The organism is Pseudomonas sp. BN606 (assembly GCF_029873115.1).
Classification (GTDB): domain Bacteria; phylum Pseudomonadota; class Gammaproteobacteria; order Pseudomonadales; family Pseudomonadaceae; genus Metapseudomonas.
In genome coordinates this window covers 234,707-249,536 of record NZ_SSOF01000077.1, presented here as the reverse complement: position 1 = coordinate 249,536, position 14,830 = coordinate 234,707, and the positions used below count along the sequence as shown (strand labels likewise).

General features: G+C 64.5%; 16 protein-coding genes. 11 read left to right on the top strand and 5 right to left on the bottom strand.

Features of this window, described 5'->3' with window-relative positions:
* Positions 1 to 108 precede the first annotated feature (108 nt).
* The 3 genes from E8E75_RS20090 (at position 109) to osmE (E8E75_RS20080) (ending at position 2,415) form a co-directional block, all read left to right on the top strand.
* Entirely contained in the window at positions 109 to 1,374 is a 1,266-nt protein-coding gene (locus tag E8E75_RS20090; RefSeq protein WP_120654289.1) for an Hsp70 family protein, read from the top strand.
* A 112-nt stretch (positions 1,375 to 1,486) separates the two neighbouring features.
* Positions 1,487 to 1,852, top strand: coding sequence for an osmotically-inducible lipoprotein OsmE (osmE, locus tag E8E75_RS20085; protein WP_120654288.1), 366 nt, complete (start codon positions 1,487 to 1,489; stop codon positions 1,850 to 1,852).
* Between the two features lie 224 nt (positions 1,853 to 2,076).
* The gene (gene osmE / locus E8E75_RS20080; RefSeq protein ID WP_120654287.1) at positions 2,077 to 2,415 is read left to right on the top strand and encodes an osmotically-inducible lipoprotein OsmE; all 339 of its coding nucleotides are present in this window, start codon (positions 2,077 to 2,079) and stop codon (positions 2,413 to 2,415) included.
* A gap of 46 nt (positions 2,416 to 2,461) precedes the next feature.
* On the opposite strand, the gene E8E75_RS20075 is transcribed toward osmE (E8E75_RS20080), so the two are convergent.
* Positions 2,462 to 4,510: an AsmA family protein gene (locus tag E8E75_RS20075; RefSeq protein WP_153918073.1), complete on the bottom strand. Its 2,049-nt coding sequence runs from the start codon at positions 4,508 to 4,510 to the stop codon at positions 2,462 to 2,464.
* A gap of 284 nt (positions 4,511 to 4,794) precedes the next feature.
* Here E8E75_RS20075 and E8E75_RS20070 point away from each other — a divergent pair, with 284 nt between their 5' ends.
* Positions 4,795 to 5,205, top strand: a complete 411-nt coding sequence (locus tag E8E75_RS20070; RefSeq protein ID WP_280359657.1) for a phage infection protein — start codon at positions 4,795 to 4,797, stop codon at positions 5,203 to 5,205.
* Between the two features lie 249 nt (positions 5,206 to 5,454).
* Here E8E75_RS20070 and E8E75_RS20065 read toward each other — a convergent pair whose 3' ends face one another.
* Positions 5,455 to 6,516, bottom strand: a complete 1,062-nt coding sequence (locus tag E8E75_RS20065; RefSeq protein ID WP_153918078.1) for a fatty acid desaturase — start codon at positions 6,514 to 6,516, stop codon at positions 5,455 to 5,457.
* A gap of 8 nt (positions 6,517 to 6,524) precedes the next feature.
* On the bottom strand, positions 6,525 to 7,628 hold the full coding sequence (locus tag E8E75_RS20060) for a ferredoxin reductase (RefSeq protein ID WP_153918080.1): 1,104 nt from the start codon (positions 7,626 to 7,628) through the stop codon (positions 6,525 to 6,527).
* Between the two features lie 140 nt (positions 7,629 to 7,768).
* Here E8E75_RS20060 and E8E75_RS20055 point away from each other — a divergent pair, with 140 nt between their 5' ends.
* The 6 genes from E8E75_RS20055 (at position 7,769) to E8E75_RS20030 (ending at position 12,100) form a co-directional block, all read left to right on the top strand.
* On the top strand, positions 7,769 to 8,404 hold the full coding sequence (locus E8E75_RS20055) for a TetR family transcriptional regulator (protein ID WP_120654284.1): 636 nt from the start codon (positions 7,769 to 7,771) through the stop codon (positions 8,402 to 8,404).
* Positions 8,405 to 8,574: 170 nt separating this feature from the next.
* Entirely contained in the window at positions 8,575 to 9,075 is a 501-nt protein-coding gene (ureE, locus tag E8E75_RS20050) for an urease accessory protein UreE (protein ID WP_153918082.1), read from the top strand.
* Positions 9,072 to 9,746 (top strand): urease accessory UreF family protein, encoded by a 675-nt coding sequence (locus E8E75_RS20045; RefSeq protein ID WP_120654282.1) that lies wholly within the window; start codon positions 9,072 to 9,074, stop codon positions 9,744 to 9,746. Before ureE ends, E8E75_RS20045 begins: the two co-directional genes overlap by 4 nt.
* 14 nt (positions 9,747 to 9,760) lie before the next feature.
* Positions 9,761 to 10,372 (top strand): urease accessory protein UreG, encoded by a 612-nt coding sequence (gene ureG, locus E8E75_RS20040; RefSeq protein ID WP_120654281.1) that lies wholly within the window; start codon positions 9,761 to 9,763, stop codon positions 10,370 to 10,372.
* 27 nt (positions 10,373 to 10,399) lie between these two features.
* Positions 10,400 to 10,972: a HupE/UreJ family protein gene (locus E8E75_RS20035; RefSeq protein WP_153918084.1), complete on the top strand. Its 573-nt coding sequence runs from the start codon at positions 10,400 to 10,402 to the stop codon at positions 10,970 to 10,972.
* 216 nt (positions 10,973 to 11,188) lie between these two features.
* Entirely contained in the window at positions 11,189 to 12,100 is a 912-nt protein-coding gene (locus tag E8E75_RS20030) for a glycerophosphodiester phosphodiesterase (protein ID WP_120654279.1), read from the top strand.
* Here the strand turns inward: E8E75_RS20030 and E8E75_RS20025 are convergent.
* Positions 12,081 to 12,845: an SDR family oxidoreductase gene (locus tag E8E75_RS20025; protein ID WP_120655339.1), complete on the bottom strand. Its 765-nt coding sequence runs from the start codon at positions 12,843 to 12,845 to the stop codon at positions 12,081 to 12,083. The two genes, E8E75_RS20030 and E8E75_RS20025, sit on opposite strands and share 20 nt — an antisense overlap.
* Positions 12,846 to 13,412: 567 nt before the next feature.
* Between E8E75_RS20025 and E8E75_RS20020 the strand changes: the two genes are divergently transcribed.
* Positions 13,413 to 13,736: an antibiotic biosynthesis monooxygenase gene (locus E8E75_RS20020; RefSeq protein WP_120654278.1), complete on the top strand. Its 324-nt coding sequence runs from the start codon at positions 13,413 to 13,415 to the stop codon at positions 13,734 to 13,736.
* A 99-nt stretch (positions 13,737 to 13,835) separates the two neighbouring features.
* On the opposite strand, the gene E8E75_RS20015 is transcribed toward E8E75_RS20020, so the two are convergent.
* On the bottom strand, positions 13,836 to 14,768 hold the full coding sequence (locus E8E75_RS20015; RefSeq protein WP_120654277.1) for an ornithine cyclodeaminase family protein: 933 nt from the start codon (positions 14,766 to 14,768) through the stop codon (positions 13,836 to 13,838).
* Positions 14,769 to 14,830: the final 62 nt, after the last annotated feature.

Below are 14,830 nucleotides of genomic sequence, written 5' to 3'. Positions count from 1 at the left end.
CCCTGTTTATCCACAGGAGGGAAGTCTAGCCAGCGCGACGAACTGTGCCGGACAACCTGATTCCGCTCGCGTAAACTGCTCGGCCGTTTTTTTCGGAACACCCGCGACATGAGCAACGTCCTCTCCGCCCAGGCCCTGGGCATCGACTTCGGAACCTCCAACTCCACCGTCGGATGGTGGCGCCCGGATGTGGAGCCGCTGATCGCCCTGGAGGACGACAAGTTCACCCTGCCTTCGGTGGTTTTCTTCAACACCGAGGAACGCCGCCCGGCCTATGGCCGCCAGGCCCTGCACGAATACCTGGAAGGCTATGAAGGCCGCCTGATGCGCTCGCTGAAGAGCCTGCTGGGCTCGCCGCTGCTCAAGAGCGAAACCACGGTGCTGGGCAGCGCCCTGCCCTTCAAGGACCTCCTTGGCCTGTTCATCGGCCAGCTCAAGCAGCGCGCCGAAACAGCTGCCGGCCACGAGTTCGAGCAGGTGGTACTGGGTCGCCCGGTGTTCTTCGTGGATGACGATCCGGAAGCCGATCAGGAAGCCCAGAACACCTTGGTGGCCGTGGCGCAGAAGCTCGGCTTCAAGGATGTGTCCTTCCAGTTCGAACCCATCGCTGCTGCGTTCGACTACGAGCGCGAAATCGAGCGTGAGGAACTGGTGCTGATCGTCGACATCGGCGGCGGTACCTCGGACTTTTCCCTGGTACGCCTCTCGCCCGAGCGCCGCGAAGTGGCCGATCGCCAGGACGACATTCTCGCCACCGGCGGCGTGCACATCGGCGGCACCGACTTCGACAAGCAACTCAGCCTGCAAGGCGTGATGCCGCTGTTCGGCTATGGCAGCCGCATGAAGAGCGATGCGCTGATGCCCACCAGCTACCACCTTAACCTGGCTACCTGGCACACCATCAACGCCGTGTACGCCCAGAAGGCGCAACTGGCGCTGAAGAACATGCGCTACGACATCGTCGACGCGACCGGCATCGACCGCCTCTTCAGCCTGATCGAGCAGCGCGCCGGCCACTGGCTGGCGATGCAGGTGGAAGACAGCAAGATCGAGCTGACCGAGGGCGAGAACCGCCGCATCGACCTGACACGTATCGAACCCGGCCTGGACGTGATGCTGACCCGCGCGCTGTTCGAGAGCGCCATCGACGACCTCCTGGTGCGTATCCGCGCCAGTGTCGATGCCCTGCTGAACCAGGCCGGCGTGCGAGCCGACCAGGTCGACACCCTGTTCTTCACCGGTGGCTCCAGCGGCATTCCGGCGCTGCGCCAGAGCGTGGCGGCGATGCTGCCCAATGCCCGCCAGGTGGAAGGCAACCTGTTCGGCAGCATCGGCAGCGGCCTGGCCATCGAAGCGAAGAAACGCTACGGCTGAGGATTCAACGGCGAACCGGGACACCCCATCGACAGCGCAGGTAGTTTTTCAACTGCCTGCTAGGCTCAACCCCATCGCGGGGCGAGCCCGCGCCAGATAGGGAAGTTCTGCCATGAGCAAGCAAGCGTTGCTGCTGGCCTGCGCCCTGGCCTCGATGGCCGGCTGCGCCAGCAAGTTGGAAAACCCCACCGACTACTACACCTACCGCGACCAGCCGCTGGTCAAGCAGGTCGAAGAAGGCATGACCGAATCGCAGGTGCGCAACATCGGCGGCCCGCCATCGTCGTCTGCCCGTCGCAAGGTCAATGCCGGTATCTGCAACGATTACATCCTCAACCAGGACGGCCACCAGCAGGCGTACCACGTCAGCTTCGACGGCAGCGGCCGGGTCGAGGAAAAGGGCTTCATGACCTGCCAGCAACGCGAGCAGGCCGAGCGCGAGAAGGCCCAGAAGCAGGCGGAACACGACGGTTATTGATCGGCCTTATCGCTACCGAACGGTGGCATCGGGCAATTCGCCATCAGATCTCCTGAAAGCCTCGCCCGCCGGGGCTTTCAGTCCCTCCTCCAGGCATTTCGCCAGCTGCTGGCGCAATGCCGTCCATCGCCTGCTTCGCCTACCGGCGAACTCGGGCGAACTCTCCCCAGTTTCCGATGATCCAAGCGCTGTGTTTCAACAGCGTTAACCCATGAGGACCCATGATGTACAAGCAAGCGCTTGTCATGGCTTGTGCCCTGGCATCGATGGCGGGCTGCGCCAGCAAGATCGAAAACCCCACCGACTATCTCACCTTCCGCAACCAGCCTCTGGTGGAGGAAGTCGAACCCGGAATGAGCCGGCAGCAGGTGCTGATCATCGGTGGGCGTCCCTCTTCAGTCGTCCAGCGCAGCGTGCACCCGGGTTCCTGCAACAACTACATCCTCAATGAAGAAGGGCACCAACAGCCCTATCACATCAGCTTCGACAGCACCGGCCGCGTACGTCACAAGGGCTTCATGACCTGCGGCCAGCGTGAGCAGGCGGAGCGCGATCAGCTTTGAGGCCGGCCCGGCAAACGCATCAGCGAGTCCTCGGTAAAGCGTCCGCCTAACGCTTGTGCATCTGCTGCAACAGGGGCTGGCACGCATTACCCTCGCCGCCTCCGGCCGCCGGCGCCACCAGCGCCAGCAAGGCAGCTGCCGGCGCTACCGCCACACCCAACGCCAGCATGCCAGCCCCGCGCACCACCAACGGCACTGTCTGAACCCCGGCCTGGGGATTCTTGAAGGTGCCGCGCACGTAGAGTGGCGAACGCAGCGAGAACACCCGCACGCCCTTGGAATCCGGATTGACGCTGAGATCCAGGCGCTCGTTGCGGAAGTTGGCATTGCCGTCGATCCGCACCAGTGCATTCTCGGTGTCGAAGACGAACAGGCGCGGGGTCATCAGGCCGTCCTTCAGGCCCAGGTCTGCCGCCGCGCAATTGATCTTCACTTCCTCGTCGCCGAACAGCCGCCCCACCAGGTAATTGCCCATATTGAGCCCGGCGATCTCCATCAGGTTGCGGCTGATGGTGCCGTCGTTGACCAGCATCTGCACATCGCCATTGGCCGTGCCCAGCAGCGCTGCCACCGAGTTTCCGGTGCCGGAAAGGTCCGCCGTGCCGTTCAGTTCGCCCAGGCTGTTGCGCATAGCCTGGACATTTGGGAACAGCGCCTTGAGCTTGAAGTGCCGCGCCTTGATCTGCGCCCTGCCAGTCAGTGGCATGCGTCGCCCGTCGAGACGGATCGTGGAATCCAGGTCGCCACCAGCTACGCCAAAGCGCAGAGGTGCAAGGCTGAGCAGGCCGTCATCGAGCAGCACATGGGTGGAGAGGTCGGTGAAGGGCAGCTTCTCGCTGTGCTGGATGCGCTTGCCGGTGAAATTCACATCGGCATCCATTGCCCGCCAGCGTTCGGTGCGGAATTCCTCCACCGGCAGCACCTTGTCCGTCGGCTGCCGCGTAGTGACGCCACGCGCCTGCTGACCCGCCCGTGAATCAGCGCCGATCAGTGGGCCGAGATCGGCGAAGCGTAGCTGTTCCGAAGTCAGGGTGCCGGAGAGCTTGGGCCGGGGCTGGCTGGCGACATACGTGAGATCGCCATGGATATCGCTACCGCCAATGCGACCGTTGAACCCCTGGTAGTGGAACTTCGCCCCACCGGGTTCTTGCAGTTGGGCCACCAGCCGGCCGTCGGTGGAGTAAGCCGGAGTTTCCGGCAGCGTGACGCCCGTCAGCGGATAGAGCTGGGCGAGGCTCTTGCCGGAAAGCTGCAGACGCAGGTCGAGGGCGCCGAGCTCGCGCGGGTCAGTCAAGGTTCCCAGCAAGGCGATGCGAGTGTCGCCGGCCTTGATTTCAGCCTGCAGCGGGAATGGCAGGTCGGCATTCTGCAACGCCAGCAAGCCACCCGCCTTGCCCTTGCCATCCAGCGGCTGGCTCTTGTAACTGCCCTTCGCCTGCCAGCCGAAGGCGTAGTCCTGAGCGGTGGTCGCCGCCGGCCGGGCTCCCTTGGCCGGCAGCAGCTCACTGAACGGAATGGGCTTGCCCAGTGGATCGATGAGAATGTCGAGCCGGGTGCCGGTCTGGGCGTCATCCACCTTGACCTGGCCCTTGTCGAAGCCAATGGTGCCGATATCCAGGCTCCAGCTGGAGCCCTGCTGCTGTCCGTCCTGCGGCTTTTCCGGCAGCTCGAAGGTCCAGTTATTACGGCCATCCGACAGGCGCCGGACGTTGGCCTTGGGGCTACCCAGATCGATGCGCGGGATGCTCAGCTGCTGCCAGAGCAGCGGCAGCGGCGCGACACGGAACTCCACCCGTTCCAGCGTGACGAAGTCGCCCCCCTTGGCCCATTCGGGATTCCCCAGGTGCAGCTTCTCGGCCACGAAATGCGGCCAGGGCAACAGGGCACGCCAGCCCCCCTCACCTTCCTCGCGCTGCCAGATGACGCTGAGATCGCCTTCGATGGCGAACTCCCGCCCCAGCTCGGCGGATACACGCTGGTTGAGTGCCGGTTTGATGCGGTTCCAGTCGAAGGTGGCAACCAGCACCAGCAAGGCCGCCAGCAGCAGCGCCAATGCCAGGACCGTCCTGGCCAGGATGCGAAGACCTCGCGTCATGCACTTCTCCCCGTTGCTCACGGCAGCCGCTCGCGGGCCACGTGATCTCCATGCCTTATCGACCTGCGAATGTGCCGAGATGCTCCATCGAACGCATCGCTTCCATTGCCGCCTATTCCGCCCACATGCCTGCAAGTTGGCGCAAGGCATTGATTATAAAAGGCTCCACAGAACATTAACGGCGTTGATGTTCCCTATCTAGAGTGATCACTTTTTAATCGAATCCCCGTCCGTAGAATTGGCTCCGTACCCCGCTTCCAGCCCCCTTCGAGGAGCCCACGATCATGAAAACCCAAGCCTTCGCCGCCCTGTTCATCGCCGCCCTGAGCACCAGCGCTTTCGCCCTGCCGGCCGCTTTCCAGCCAGTACTGGGTGAATCGAAGGAAGGTACCAGCATCCAGGTCATCGAGCCGGTTGCAGTGGAAGGCGGCTTCATGGTCCTGGACCGCGTGGCTGAGGGTGGCTCTGATCGCACCAATGCCCTGCGCGTCGCCGAAGGTGGCGCCGATCGCACCAACGCCCTGCGCGTCGCCGAAGGTGGCGCCGATCGCACCAACGCCCTGCGCGTCGCCGAAGGTGGCGCCGATCGCAACAACGCCCTGCGCGTCGCCGAAGGTGGCGCCGATCGCACGAATGCCCTGCGCGTTGCCGAAGGTGGCGCCGATCGCCTGCCACAAGCCCAGCGCATCAGTTGATCGCAGTAAGCGGCAAACCCTCAAAGCCCGGCGGATGCCGGGCTTGTTGTTTGTGGATATCCGCAATCTGTACGGGCGAGTTCATTCGCCAAGCGGACCGCAGGTTCGCCCTTGGGCGCCAGAGCGGCCACAACCGTCCCTCACTCCCAACCCCTCTCCCAGAGGGAGAGGGAAGCGCCTGCCGTTTGGCTTCGTTCCTCGGCGGAGCGCCGCCCGACCCAACCCACAAGCACGTGTTCACTTGCGAACTCAGGCCAACCGGTACTTCCAGATGCGCTTCATCACGCTGCCGAACTGCACCGACAAACGACCGCTGTTGTAATCCTGCCCATATCGCCGGGCGATCTCCCGCACCTGCTTGGCCATCTCGGAATAACGCCGCGCCGGCAGGTCGGGGAACAGATGGTGTTCGATCTGGTGACTGAGGTTGCCGGTGAGGATATGGAACAACGGGCCACCTTCCAGATTGCTGGAGCCGCGCAGTTGGCGCAGGTACCAGTGACCACGACTTTCCCCTTCCAGCACGTCGGCGGGGAAGACCGCCGCGCGCTCAGTGAAGTGGCCGCAGAAGATCACGGTAAAAGTCCACAGGTTGCGGATCAGGTTGGCCAGTAGACTCCCCACGAGCACCGCCGTCACGCTCCCTCCCACCAGCAACGCCAGGAGCGGAAAAGCCAGGTAATCCTTCACCGATTGGCGCAGTACCTTGGCATTGAACTGACGCAGTAGCGGGCGCAATTCATCGGCGCTCATACGGCCCTTGACGTACTGATCCAGGCGCAGGTGCTGCACGGCTACCGAGTACTGGAACAGCACAGCCTGCAACGCCACCCACAATGGTTGCCAGCGGTAGAAGGGCTTCCAGCGCTGCTCGGGAAACAGCCGCACCACGCCATAGCCCACGTCATCATCCATGCCGAGCACGTTGGTGTAGCTGTGGTGGATGTGATTATGGGTATGTCGCCAGAAGTCGGAAGGCCCGGCGATATCCCATTCATAGCGGGTGCCGCGCAGCTCCGGGTCGTTCATCCAGTCGTACTGGCCATGCATGACGTTATGACCCAGCTCCATGTTTTCGAGGATCTTGCCCAGCCCGAGCAGGGCCACGCCCAGCAGCCAGCTGGGTGGGAACCAACCGAGCAGCAGCAAGACGCGCCCGCTCCAGCAGCAGAAACGCACAGCCGCACGGATGCGGCGAATGTAGCGGGCATCGGCTTCGCCCAGGTCGTCCAGGGTGCGCTGGCGCAAGTCGTCCAGCTCAACGCCGAAGGCATCCAGCTCGGCAGGGGTAAGTTCGCGGTCGCTTCGCATCACAAGTCCTAGAGTTCCAATTCCACATCGCCCACCGGCGCGCTGACGCAGAGGCGGATCGGCAGACCCGGCCCGGCTGTCACAGCGCCGGTGCGCAGGTCTCGCACGCTGCCGGCCAGCAGCTGGCAGGTGCATCCCGCGCAGATGCCCTGGCGGCAGCCATGGGGCGGGCGCAAACCGTGGGATTCGGCCTGTTCCAGCAGATTGACGGCGCTGCTGCCGGGCAACTCCCGATGCGACCGGGCAAAACGCAGGCGCACTGCTGTGCCAATCCCGACCGCGGGCGCCGGAGGCGTGAAGGCCTCCAGTTGCAGGCTGCCGTCGCGGGGCAATGCCTGCCACCAGTCACGAACGCCCGCCACGAAACCATGCGGCCCGCAAGCCAGCAGGCTGTGGGCCGGCCACCCGGCCAGATGATCCGCCCGGAAGCGCCCCATCAGCTCATCGGCCAAGGGTGCCTCGCCGCTGATAGCCCAGCGCACCTGAAGGTTGGGATGGCGCCGCATCAGTGCCTGCAGTTCTTCGCTGAAGGCGCGCTGACTGCGCCGACGCACGTAGTGCAACAGTGTCACCGGCGCACTGAAGCCACGGGCCAGCGCCTGGCGCAGCAGGCCGAGCAAGGGGGTGATGCCCGAGCCGGCGGCCAGTAGCAATACGGAAGCCGCGTCGCTCGGCCAAGCCAGTTCACCCTGGGCCGGTTCCAGCTCCAGCACGTGGCCCACCTCCAGCCGATCCAGCAACCCGTTGGAAAGGCGTCCACCCGGTTGGCGTTTCACCGCCAGTTCGATGCGTCCGTCCACCTCCGCCGCCAGCAGGCTATAGCTGCGTCCATGACGGACGCCATCCAGCTCCTGGTAAAGCCGCACATGCTGGCCGGGTCGCCAGCCGTGCGCATTGCCATTGGTGCGCAGGCCGAGAGCGAGCATGTCGTCGGCCACCCAGCGACGGGACTCGACGCGGGCGAACACCCGGTTCAGTCGCAGGACCGGATGAGCGCGGCGCAGCAGGCAATCCAGTTCGGACTCCTGCAACCACCCTCCGGCGACCAGCGCACGCAGAGGCCAGAGCGCAGGGCCGAAACGGCGCGCCAGGGATAGGGACAAAAGGGGCATGGACAGACTCTAGTGAACAGTTGTGCACTAGGCTGCATGAAGAGACGAATTACAGTCAACACGTGTTCACTGAAGCGGGTTCGACGCCCCCAAAGCGCTTTTGCTAGAGTGCGCCGCACATTCGCCAACGGCCGCGCCCCATGACTCAACGCTCGGAACAGAAGCAGCAGACCCGCCACGCCCTGATGGACGCCGCGCGCCTCCTGATGGACAGCGGACGCGGCTTCGGCGGCCTGAGCCTGCGGGAAGTGGCGCGCAACGCCGGCATCGTGCCCACCGGCTTCTATCGCCATTTCAACGATATGGACGAACTCGGCCTGGCCCTGGTCGAGGAAGTCGGCGAGACCTTTCGCGCAACGATCCGCATGGTGCGCCAGAACGAGTTCGAGCTGGGCGGCATCATCGAAGCCTCGGTGCGCATCTTCCTGGATGCAGTTGCCGCCAATCGCGGCCAGTTTCTCTTCCTCGCCCGCGAGCAATACGGCGGCTCGCATGCCGTACGCCAGGCCATCGGCGCACTGCGCCAACGCATCACCGATGATCTGGCTGCGGACCTCAAGTTGATTAACCGCATGCCGCACCTGGATGACGACTGCCTGGACCTGGTAGCCGACCTGGTGGTGAAAACGGTATTCGCCACCCTTCCGGAACTGATCGACCCGCCGGCGGACAATCTGCCGCCGCACCTCCTGCCTGCCGCCAAGATCACCCAGCAGCTGCGCTTCATCATGATCGGTGGCAAACACTGGCTCGGCCCCGGCAAGCCAAAAAGCTGACCGTTCCGCCAATACCGCCGCACCACCTGGGTGCAGCTCGCACCATCACGGACCATCATCACGCCCCACAGGCAGGCACGGCTTCGCCAAAGCCCCTGTGAGCGGGCGCCCGGCCATCTTGGCAAGGGCCTTGCTCTGCACCCGGCATTGCACACTGCCGGATTCACCCGATGCTGGTCATCCACGAACGAATAGAAGCCCAATCGAGCTGGGACGAAGAGCTGTTGCTGACCTATGAAGGGCGCAGCAAGAGCCGTCTGCGCTGCTTCACGGTGAAGGGCGAAGACGTCGGCCTGTTCCTCGAACGCGGCCAGCCGCCCCTGCGCGACGGCGATTGCCTGCGCAGCCAGGACGGCCGAGTGGTGCGCATCAGCGCCCGCCCCGAAGCCCTGCTCCATGTCACCTGCGTCAGCGCCTTCGAATTGACCCGCGCTGCCTACCACCTTGGCAACCGCCACGTCGCCCTGCAGATCGGCGATGGCTGGCTGCGCCTGCTGGACGATTACGTGCTGAAGGCGATGCTCGAACAACTGGGCGCCACGGTGGAAAACATCGAAGCGGGCTTCCAGCCCGAGCACGGCGCCTATGGCGGTGGCCATCACCATTCTCATCAGCTCGAAGCCGATTTCAGCTACGCACCACGCCTGCATCAGTTCGGTGTGCGCAAGTGAACAACGCCTGGCAATTGCTCCGCCTCGCCAGTCCGCAGCTGCCCATTGGCGGCTACAGCTATTCCCAGGGGCTAGAGCTGGCCGTGGACTCGGGCCAGGTGCATGACCCGGATAGCGCCGCGCGCTGGATCAGGGATCAGCTGCTACTCAACCTTGCGCGCTTCGAGGCGCCCTTGTTGCTGGCCCACTGCGATGCAGCAGCACGCGAAGACTGGATCGAGCTGAAGCGCCTCGCCGAGCGTCATCGCGCCAGCCGCGAAACCCGCGAACTGCAGTTGGAAAGCCGGCAAATGGGTTATTCCCTGCAGCAACTCCTGCATGACCTCCCCGAGCAGGACGACGCCGCGCGCCATCTGCTCGGCGAGCTGGAAGAACCCGGCCTGGCCGTGGCCTGGGCCCTGGCCGCCCGCGCCTGGTCCATCGCGCCGCCGGACGCCCTGGCCGCCTGGCTCTGGGGCTGGCTGGAAAACCAGCTGGCGGTGCTGATGAAGACCCTGCCGCTGGGCCAGCAGGCCGCCCAGCGCCTGACCTCCGCCCTGCTGCCCTGCCTGGAGCAGGCGCAGCGCGAAGCCAGTGAAATCCCCCCGACCCGCTGGGGCAGCGCCGCCTTCGGCCTGTCCTTGGCGAGCATGGCGCATGAGCGTCAATACAGCCGTCTGTTCCGTTCCTAGGAGATGCACAGCATATGAACAGCCAACCCTTGCGCGTCGGTATCGGCGGCCCGGTAGGTTCCGGCAAGACCGCCCTGACCCTGGCCCTCTGCCGTGCGCTGCGCGAGCGCTACAACCTCGCGGTGGTGACCAACGACATCTACACCCAGGAAGACGCCCAGTTCCTGGTGCGCAACGAGGCCCTGGCGCCGGAGCGCATCATTGGCGTCGAGACCGGAGGCTGCCCGCACACCGCGATCCGCGAAGACGCCTCGATCAACCTCGAAGCCGTGGAGCAGCTCAATCGCCGCTTCCCCGGTCTGGACCTGATCCTGGTGGAGTCCGGCGGCGACAACCTTTCCGCCACCTTCAGCCCGGAACTCTCCGACCTGACCATCTACGTGATCGACGTTTCCGCCGGCGACAAGCTGCCACGCAAGGGCGGCCCCGGTATCTGCAAGTCCGACCTGCTGGTGATCAACAAGGTGGATCTGGCGCCCATGGTCGGCGCGTCCCTGGAAGTGATGGACCGCGACGCCCGCAAGATGCGCGGCGAGCGGCCATTCGTGTTCAGCAATCAGAAGGTCGGCCAGGGTCTCGACGAGATCATCGCCTTCATCGAGAAGCAGGGCCTGCTGGCCGCCTGAACCTAAACATGAGAAAGGAGCCTCACCATGAACCTGCGCAAGACGCTCTTCGCCATCGCCCTGTTTCTCACACCGGCCATGGCCTTCGCCCATGCTGGCCATGACCACGCCGGCATGATGTCGGGCATCGCCCACCCGATTTCCGGCCTCGATCACCTGCTGGCCATGCTCGCCGTCGGTCTCTGGGCCGCACAGCAACAGGGCCCCGCTCGTTGGGCACTGCCGCTCACTTTCGTCGGCACCATGCTGCTGGGGGGCCTGCTGGGCTTCGCCGGTGTGGAAATGCCGCTGATGGAAACCGGTATCGCCGGCTCGGTGCTCGCCCTCGGCCTTTTGGTCGCCTTGGCGGTGCGCCCGCCGCTGTGGCTGGCCGTGGGTCTGACTGTGGCGTTCGCCCTGGCCCACGGTGTCGCCCACGGCCTCGAACTGCCGGACCTGTCCAGCCCATTGGGCTACGCCGCCGGTTTCGTCGCCGCCACTGCCGCCCTGCATGCCGCCGGCTACGGCCTGGTTCGCGCTTTGCCGCGTACCGCCGCACCACTGGTGCGCATCGCAGGTGGTGTTTCGGCCAGTGCCGGCGTGTGGTTGCTGGCGAGCTGAGTCCAAGGACACCCCATCCGGGGTTTTCGCGAATGAATTCGCTCCCACAAGGGCGTGTGCGGGTTCTTCTGTGGGAGCGAATTCATTCGCGATAGATATTGCAACGAGTTCCTTGTCCCAACCCGCACACCTCCCCCTCGCCTCACCGTCACGTCTTTGTCATAGTCCCCGCGTTTGATTCGGCACGCCTGTCCACGTCTTACGGATAAGAACAACATGAAGCGCTTCGCCCGATTCTTTCTCGCCCCCCTGTTCCTTGTCGTTGTCGCCTTGCTTGCGCTGGCCCTGACCAGCCGCCCGGCGGAACGCCCTGCCGTGCTCGCAGGTCTGGGCGACCACCCGCTGGTTATTGCCCATCGCGGCGGTCGCGGCCTCTGGCCGGAGAACACCCTGTTCGCCTTCGAGCGGGCCGCCGCCCTCAAGGTGGACATGCTCGAAATGGATGTCCGTCGCACCCGCGACGGCGAGCTGGTGGTACTGCATGACCCGCGGGTGGACCGCACCACCAACGGCGACGGCCAGGTGGCCGACCTCGCCCTGACGGACGTGCAGGCCCTGGACGCCGGCTACCGCTGGAGTGCCGACGGTGGCGAGAGCTACCCGTACCGTGGCCAGGGCATTCGCATCCCCACCTTCGCCGAGGTGCTGGAGCGTTTTCCGGAGCAACCCAAGGTCGTTGAGATCAAGGTGCCGGATGTGGGCATGGAGGAGCAGTTGTGCGCGTTGCTGGACAAGCACCAGCAGCGCCAGCGAGTGCTGGTGGGGAGTTTCTACGAACGCAGCCTCAAGCGCTTCCGCGAAGTCTGTCCCGGCGTCGCCACGTCGGCCGGCCCCACTTCCGTGCGCCTGTTGGTGGCATTGAACTGGATCGGCCTGGGCAGCCTGGTCAGCCCCTCCTACCAGGCCTTGCAGATCCCCGAGCGCAGCGGCGGTCTGCAAGTGGCCAGCGACAGCCTCATGCGGACCGCCCTGCAGCGCGGCCTGGCAGTCCAGATGTGGACCATCAACGAGCAACCGGCCATGCGCCACCTGCTGGACATGGGAGCGAATGGCCTGATCACCGACTACCCGGATCGCGCCCTGCAGCTGCTGGGGCGCTCGACACGTATCACTTCGCTGAACGATTGACCGCGAAGCCCGCCCAGGTCTGGCTCACTGGCATGAGCTCCAGGCTGTTGATGTTCACGTGGGCCGGCTGGTTCATGATCCAGAAAATGGTTTCGGCGATGTCTTCCGGCTGGATGGCTTCGGCGCCGGCGTATGTGGCGTCGTACTTGGCCTGGTCTCCGCCGAAGCGCACCAGGGAAAACTCGCTCTCGCACAGGCCCGGCTCAATGTTGGTGACACGCACGCCGGTGCCCACGAGGTCGTTGCGCAGGTTCAACGAGAACTGGCCGACGAACGCCTTGGTGGCTCCGTACACGTGGCTGCCAGGATAGGGCCAGTTGCCGGCCACCGAACCCAGGTTGACGATGCTCGCACCACGGCCATGGGCGATCAGGTGCGGCAGCAGCAGACGGGTGCTGTACATCAGGCCCTTGATGTTGGTATCGACCATGACGTCCCAGTCATCCAGGTCGCATTTGGGCGCGGGGTCGGCGCCCAGGGCCAGGCCGGCGTTGTTGATCAGGCCACGGATCTTTTCGTACTTCGCCGGCAGGCCTGCAATGGCCGCTTCCATGGCCTTGCGATCGCGCACATCCAGCTCCAGCGTGTGCACATCGGTCAGGGCCGAAAGCTCATCCTTGAGCGCCTGCAGGCGTGCGGCGCGGCGGCCGGTCAGCACCAGCGACCAGCCGGCCTGGGCGAATCGCCGGGCGCAGGCTTCGCCAAATCCCGAGGTGGCGCCGGTGATGAAAAGGGTGGAAGTCATGCTGTTCTCCTTGCTCTGGGGCACGGGCCCGTTGCGATAGACCGGCATAGGTTACGACATCCACAGGGACGAGCTGATGGCGAAAAAACCAGCACCTCCATGCAACCCTCGCCAGCACTGGGCCGCAGCCTTTACTCCCAAGCTTATCCACAGCTTTCCACACAGCTGCCGGGGACAACTCGATGGTCGGGGGTGCTGTAGCGAAGGAAGTGCGTAAGCCACTGTTTACCCGGCACTTAGCCAAACTGATCAGTTTATGAGCAGCGCTTTTGGGGCTGCGGACTGTGGGGCGTGGAAGCAATTGCTCCCAAGTTATCCACAGAACGCTGCACAGAGATTGTGATCAACTCCGTCGTGAGGGCGATTCCATACGCCAAGCAGGCCAAGAGGCTGCCCTTGAAGGTCAATGGGGACAGCTGCGCCGCCCTTGGCGAATGAATTCGTCCCCTACAGGAAAACTCGCCGCGCTTCCCATTGGTTGTGGATATCTCCACTTCGGACAAGCGGGTCTGGCTCTCTCTTCCATCGGCCTAGACTTGCCTGCCTCACCCACAGAGGAGTCGAGACATGGTCAAAGTCGCCTTACTGGTACGCCTGGAAGCCAAACCGGGCAAAGTCGCCGAAGTGGAGGACTTCCTCCGTGGCGGCCTGCGACTGGTGCAGGAAGAGCCCGATACCACGGCCTGGTTCGCCCTGCGCATGGGGTCGACGACCTTCGGCATCTTCGATGCCTTCACCAACGATCTGGGGCTGCAGGCCCACATCACCGGAAAAGTCGCGGAAGCCCTGATGAGTCGAGCCGACGAACTGTTCAGCGAGCCGCCGACGATCGAACGAGTGGAAGTGCTGGCGGCGAAGCTGCCCGCTGTCGTGGAAGGGGATGAACTCTGAACAGCCGTGGGAGCGAGTTCATTCGCGAAAGCAGGCCGCAGGGCTGCCGAGAAAGACCACTGCACGCCCCGTCGCGAATGAATTCGCTCCTACAACGGCTTATTGCACCGCCTGCAACAACACCTGCGCCGCAATCAAGTCTTCCAGGGCGTAGCCCACGGACTTGAACAGGGTGATTTCGCTGTTGGTCTGGCGATGGCCACGGCCATGCAGCAGGTCGGCGAGTTCGAAGTGGATGGCCTGCTCCGTGATGGCACCGTCAGCGATGGCGAACAGCAGGTCGCCGGCTTCTTCCAGGGCTCCGGCACGGGTGTCGACGACGATACGCGAGCGGGCCACGGCGGCACTGTCGGTTTCCCGCATGGTCGGCAGGAAGGCGCCCACAAGGTCCAGATGGGTGCCTGGCCGCAGCCAGTCCCCGAGGATCAGCGGAGAAGTGGAAGTGGTGACGCAACTGATGCAGTCAGCCTGCTGGGCGCAGGTCTGCAGGTCGGGCGCGACATGCACCGGATAACCTTCGTCGGCGAGGGTACGTACCAGTTCGGCAGCCTTGTCCGGATGGCGGCCCCAAATATCCACACGCTCGTACTGTCGCACCACGCAGTGGGCCCGCACCATGTGCGCGGCCAGGGTGCCGGTGCCCACCACCAGCAGTCGGCTGGCGTCATGTCGGACCAGCGCGCTGGCGGCCAGCGCCGAGGTACAGGCGGTGCGTCGGGCGGTCAGTTCGGAGGCTTCCAGCACCGCCAGCGGCCGCCCTGTGGCGTCGTCGAACAGCGTGAAGAGTGCGGCGACCGAGGGCAGCCCCTTTTCGCCGTTGTGGGGATACACGGTCACCAGCTTCACGCCGACGCCGTGCCCTTTCTGCCAGACCGGCATGCAAAGCAACGTTGCGTCTTGTGGCAGCGCGTGGCAGGCGCGCACCGGGGCTTCGGCCGGGTTGGCCAAGCCATGGCGCAAGGCTTCGATCAGTTGTGGGTAATCCAGCGCCGCAGCGACATCGGCGTTGGTGAAGAAGCGCAGGGTTTGCATCTTGGACTCCCTGGTAGAGCGGGGGTGAACAGACATCCCTCTCCCCCGACCCCTCTCCCTGA

Coding starts and splice junctions, on each gene's coding strand:
- E8E75_RS20090 (WP_120654289.1), top strand. CDS start 109: ATGAGCAACGTCCTCTCCGCCCAGGCCCTGGGCATCGACTTCGGAACC.
- osmE (WP_120654288.1), top strand. CDS start 1,487: ATGAGCAAGCAAGCGTTGCTGCTGGCCTGCGCCCTGGCCTCGATGGCC.
- osmE (WP_120654287.1), top strand. CDS start 2,077: ATGTACAAGCAAGCGCTTGTCATGGCTTGTGCCCTGGCATCGATGGCG.
- E8E75_RS20075 (WP_153918073.1), bottom strand. CDS start 4,510: ATGACGCGAGGTCTTCGCATCCTGGCCAGGACGGTCCTGGCATTGGCG.
- E8E75_RS20070 (WP_280359657.1), top strand. CDS start 4,795: ATGAAAACCCAAGCCTTCGCCGCCCTGTTCATCGCCGCCCTGAGCACC.
- E8E75_RS20065 (WP_153918078.1), bottom strand. CDS start 6,516: ATGCGAAGCGACCGCGAACTTACCCCTGCCGAGCTGGATGCCTTCGGC.
- E8E75_RS20060 (WP_153918080.1), bottom strand. CDS start 7,628: ATGCCCCTTTTGTCCCTATCCCTGGCGCGCCGTTTCGGCCCTGCGCTC.
- E8E75_RS20055 (WP_120654284.1), top strand. CDS start 7,769: ATGACTCAACGCTCGGAACAGAAGCAGCAGACCCGCCACGCCCTGATG.
- ureE (WP_153918082.1), top strand. CDS start 8,575: ATGCTGGTCATCCACGAACGAATAGAAGCCCAATCGAGCTGGGACGAA.
- ureG (WP_120654281.1), top strand. CDS start 9,761: ATGAACAGCCAACCCTTGCGCGTCGGTATCGGCGGCCCGGTAGGTTCC.
- E8E75_RS20035 (WP_153918084.1), top strand. CDS start 10,400: ATGAACCTGCGCAAGACGCTCTTCGCCATCGCCCTGTTTCTCACACCG.
- E8E75_RS20030 (WP_120654279.1), top strand. CDS start 11,189: ATGAAGCGCTTCGCCCGATTCTTTCTCGCCCCCCTGTTCCTTGTCGTT.
- E8E75_RS20025 (WP_120655339.1), bottom strand. CDS start 12,845: ATGACTTCCACCCTTTTCATCACCGGCGCCACCTCGGGATTTGGCGAA.
- E8E75_RS20020 (WP_120654278.1), top strand. CDS start 13,413: ATGGTCAAAGTCGCCTTACTGGTACGCCTGGAAGCCAAACCGGGCAAA.
- E8E75_RS20015 (WP_120654277.1), bottom strand. CDS start 14,768: ATGCAAACCCTGCGCTTCTTCACCAACGCCGATGTCGCTGCGGCGCTG.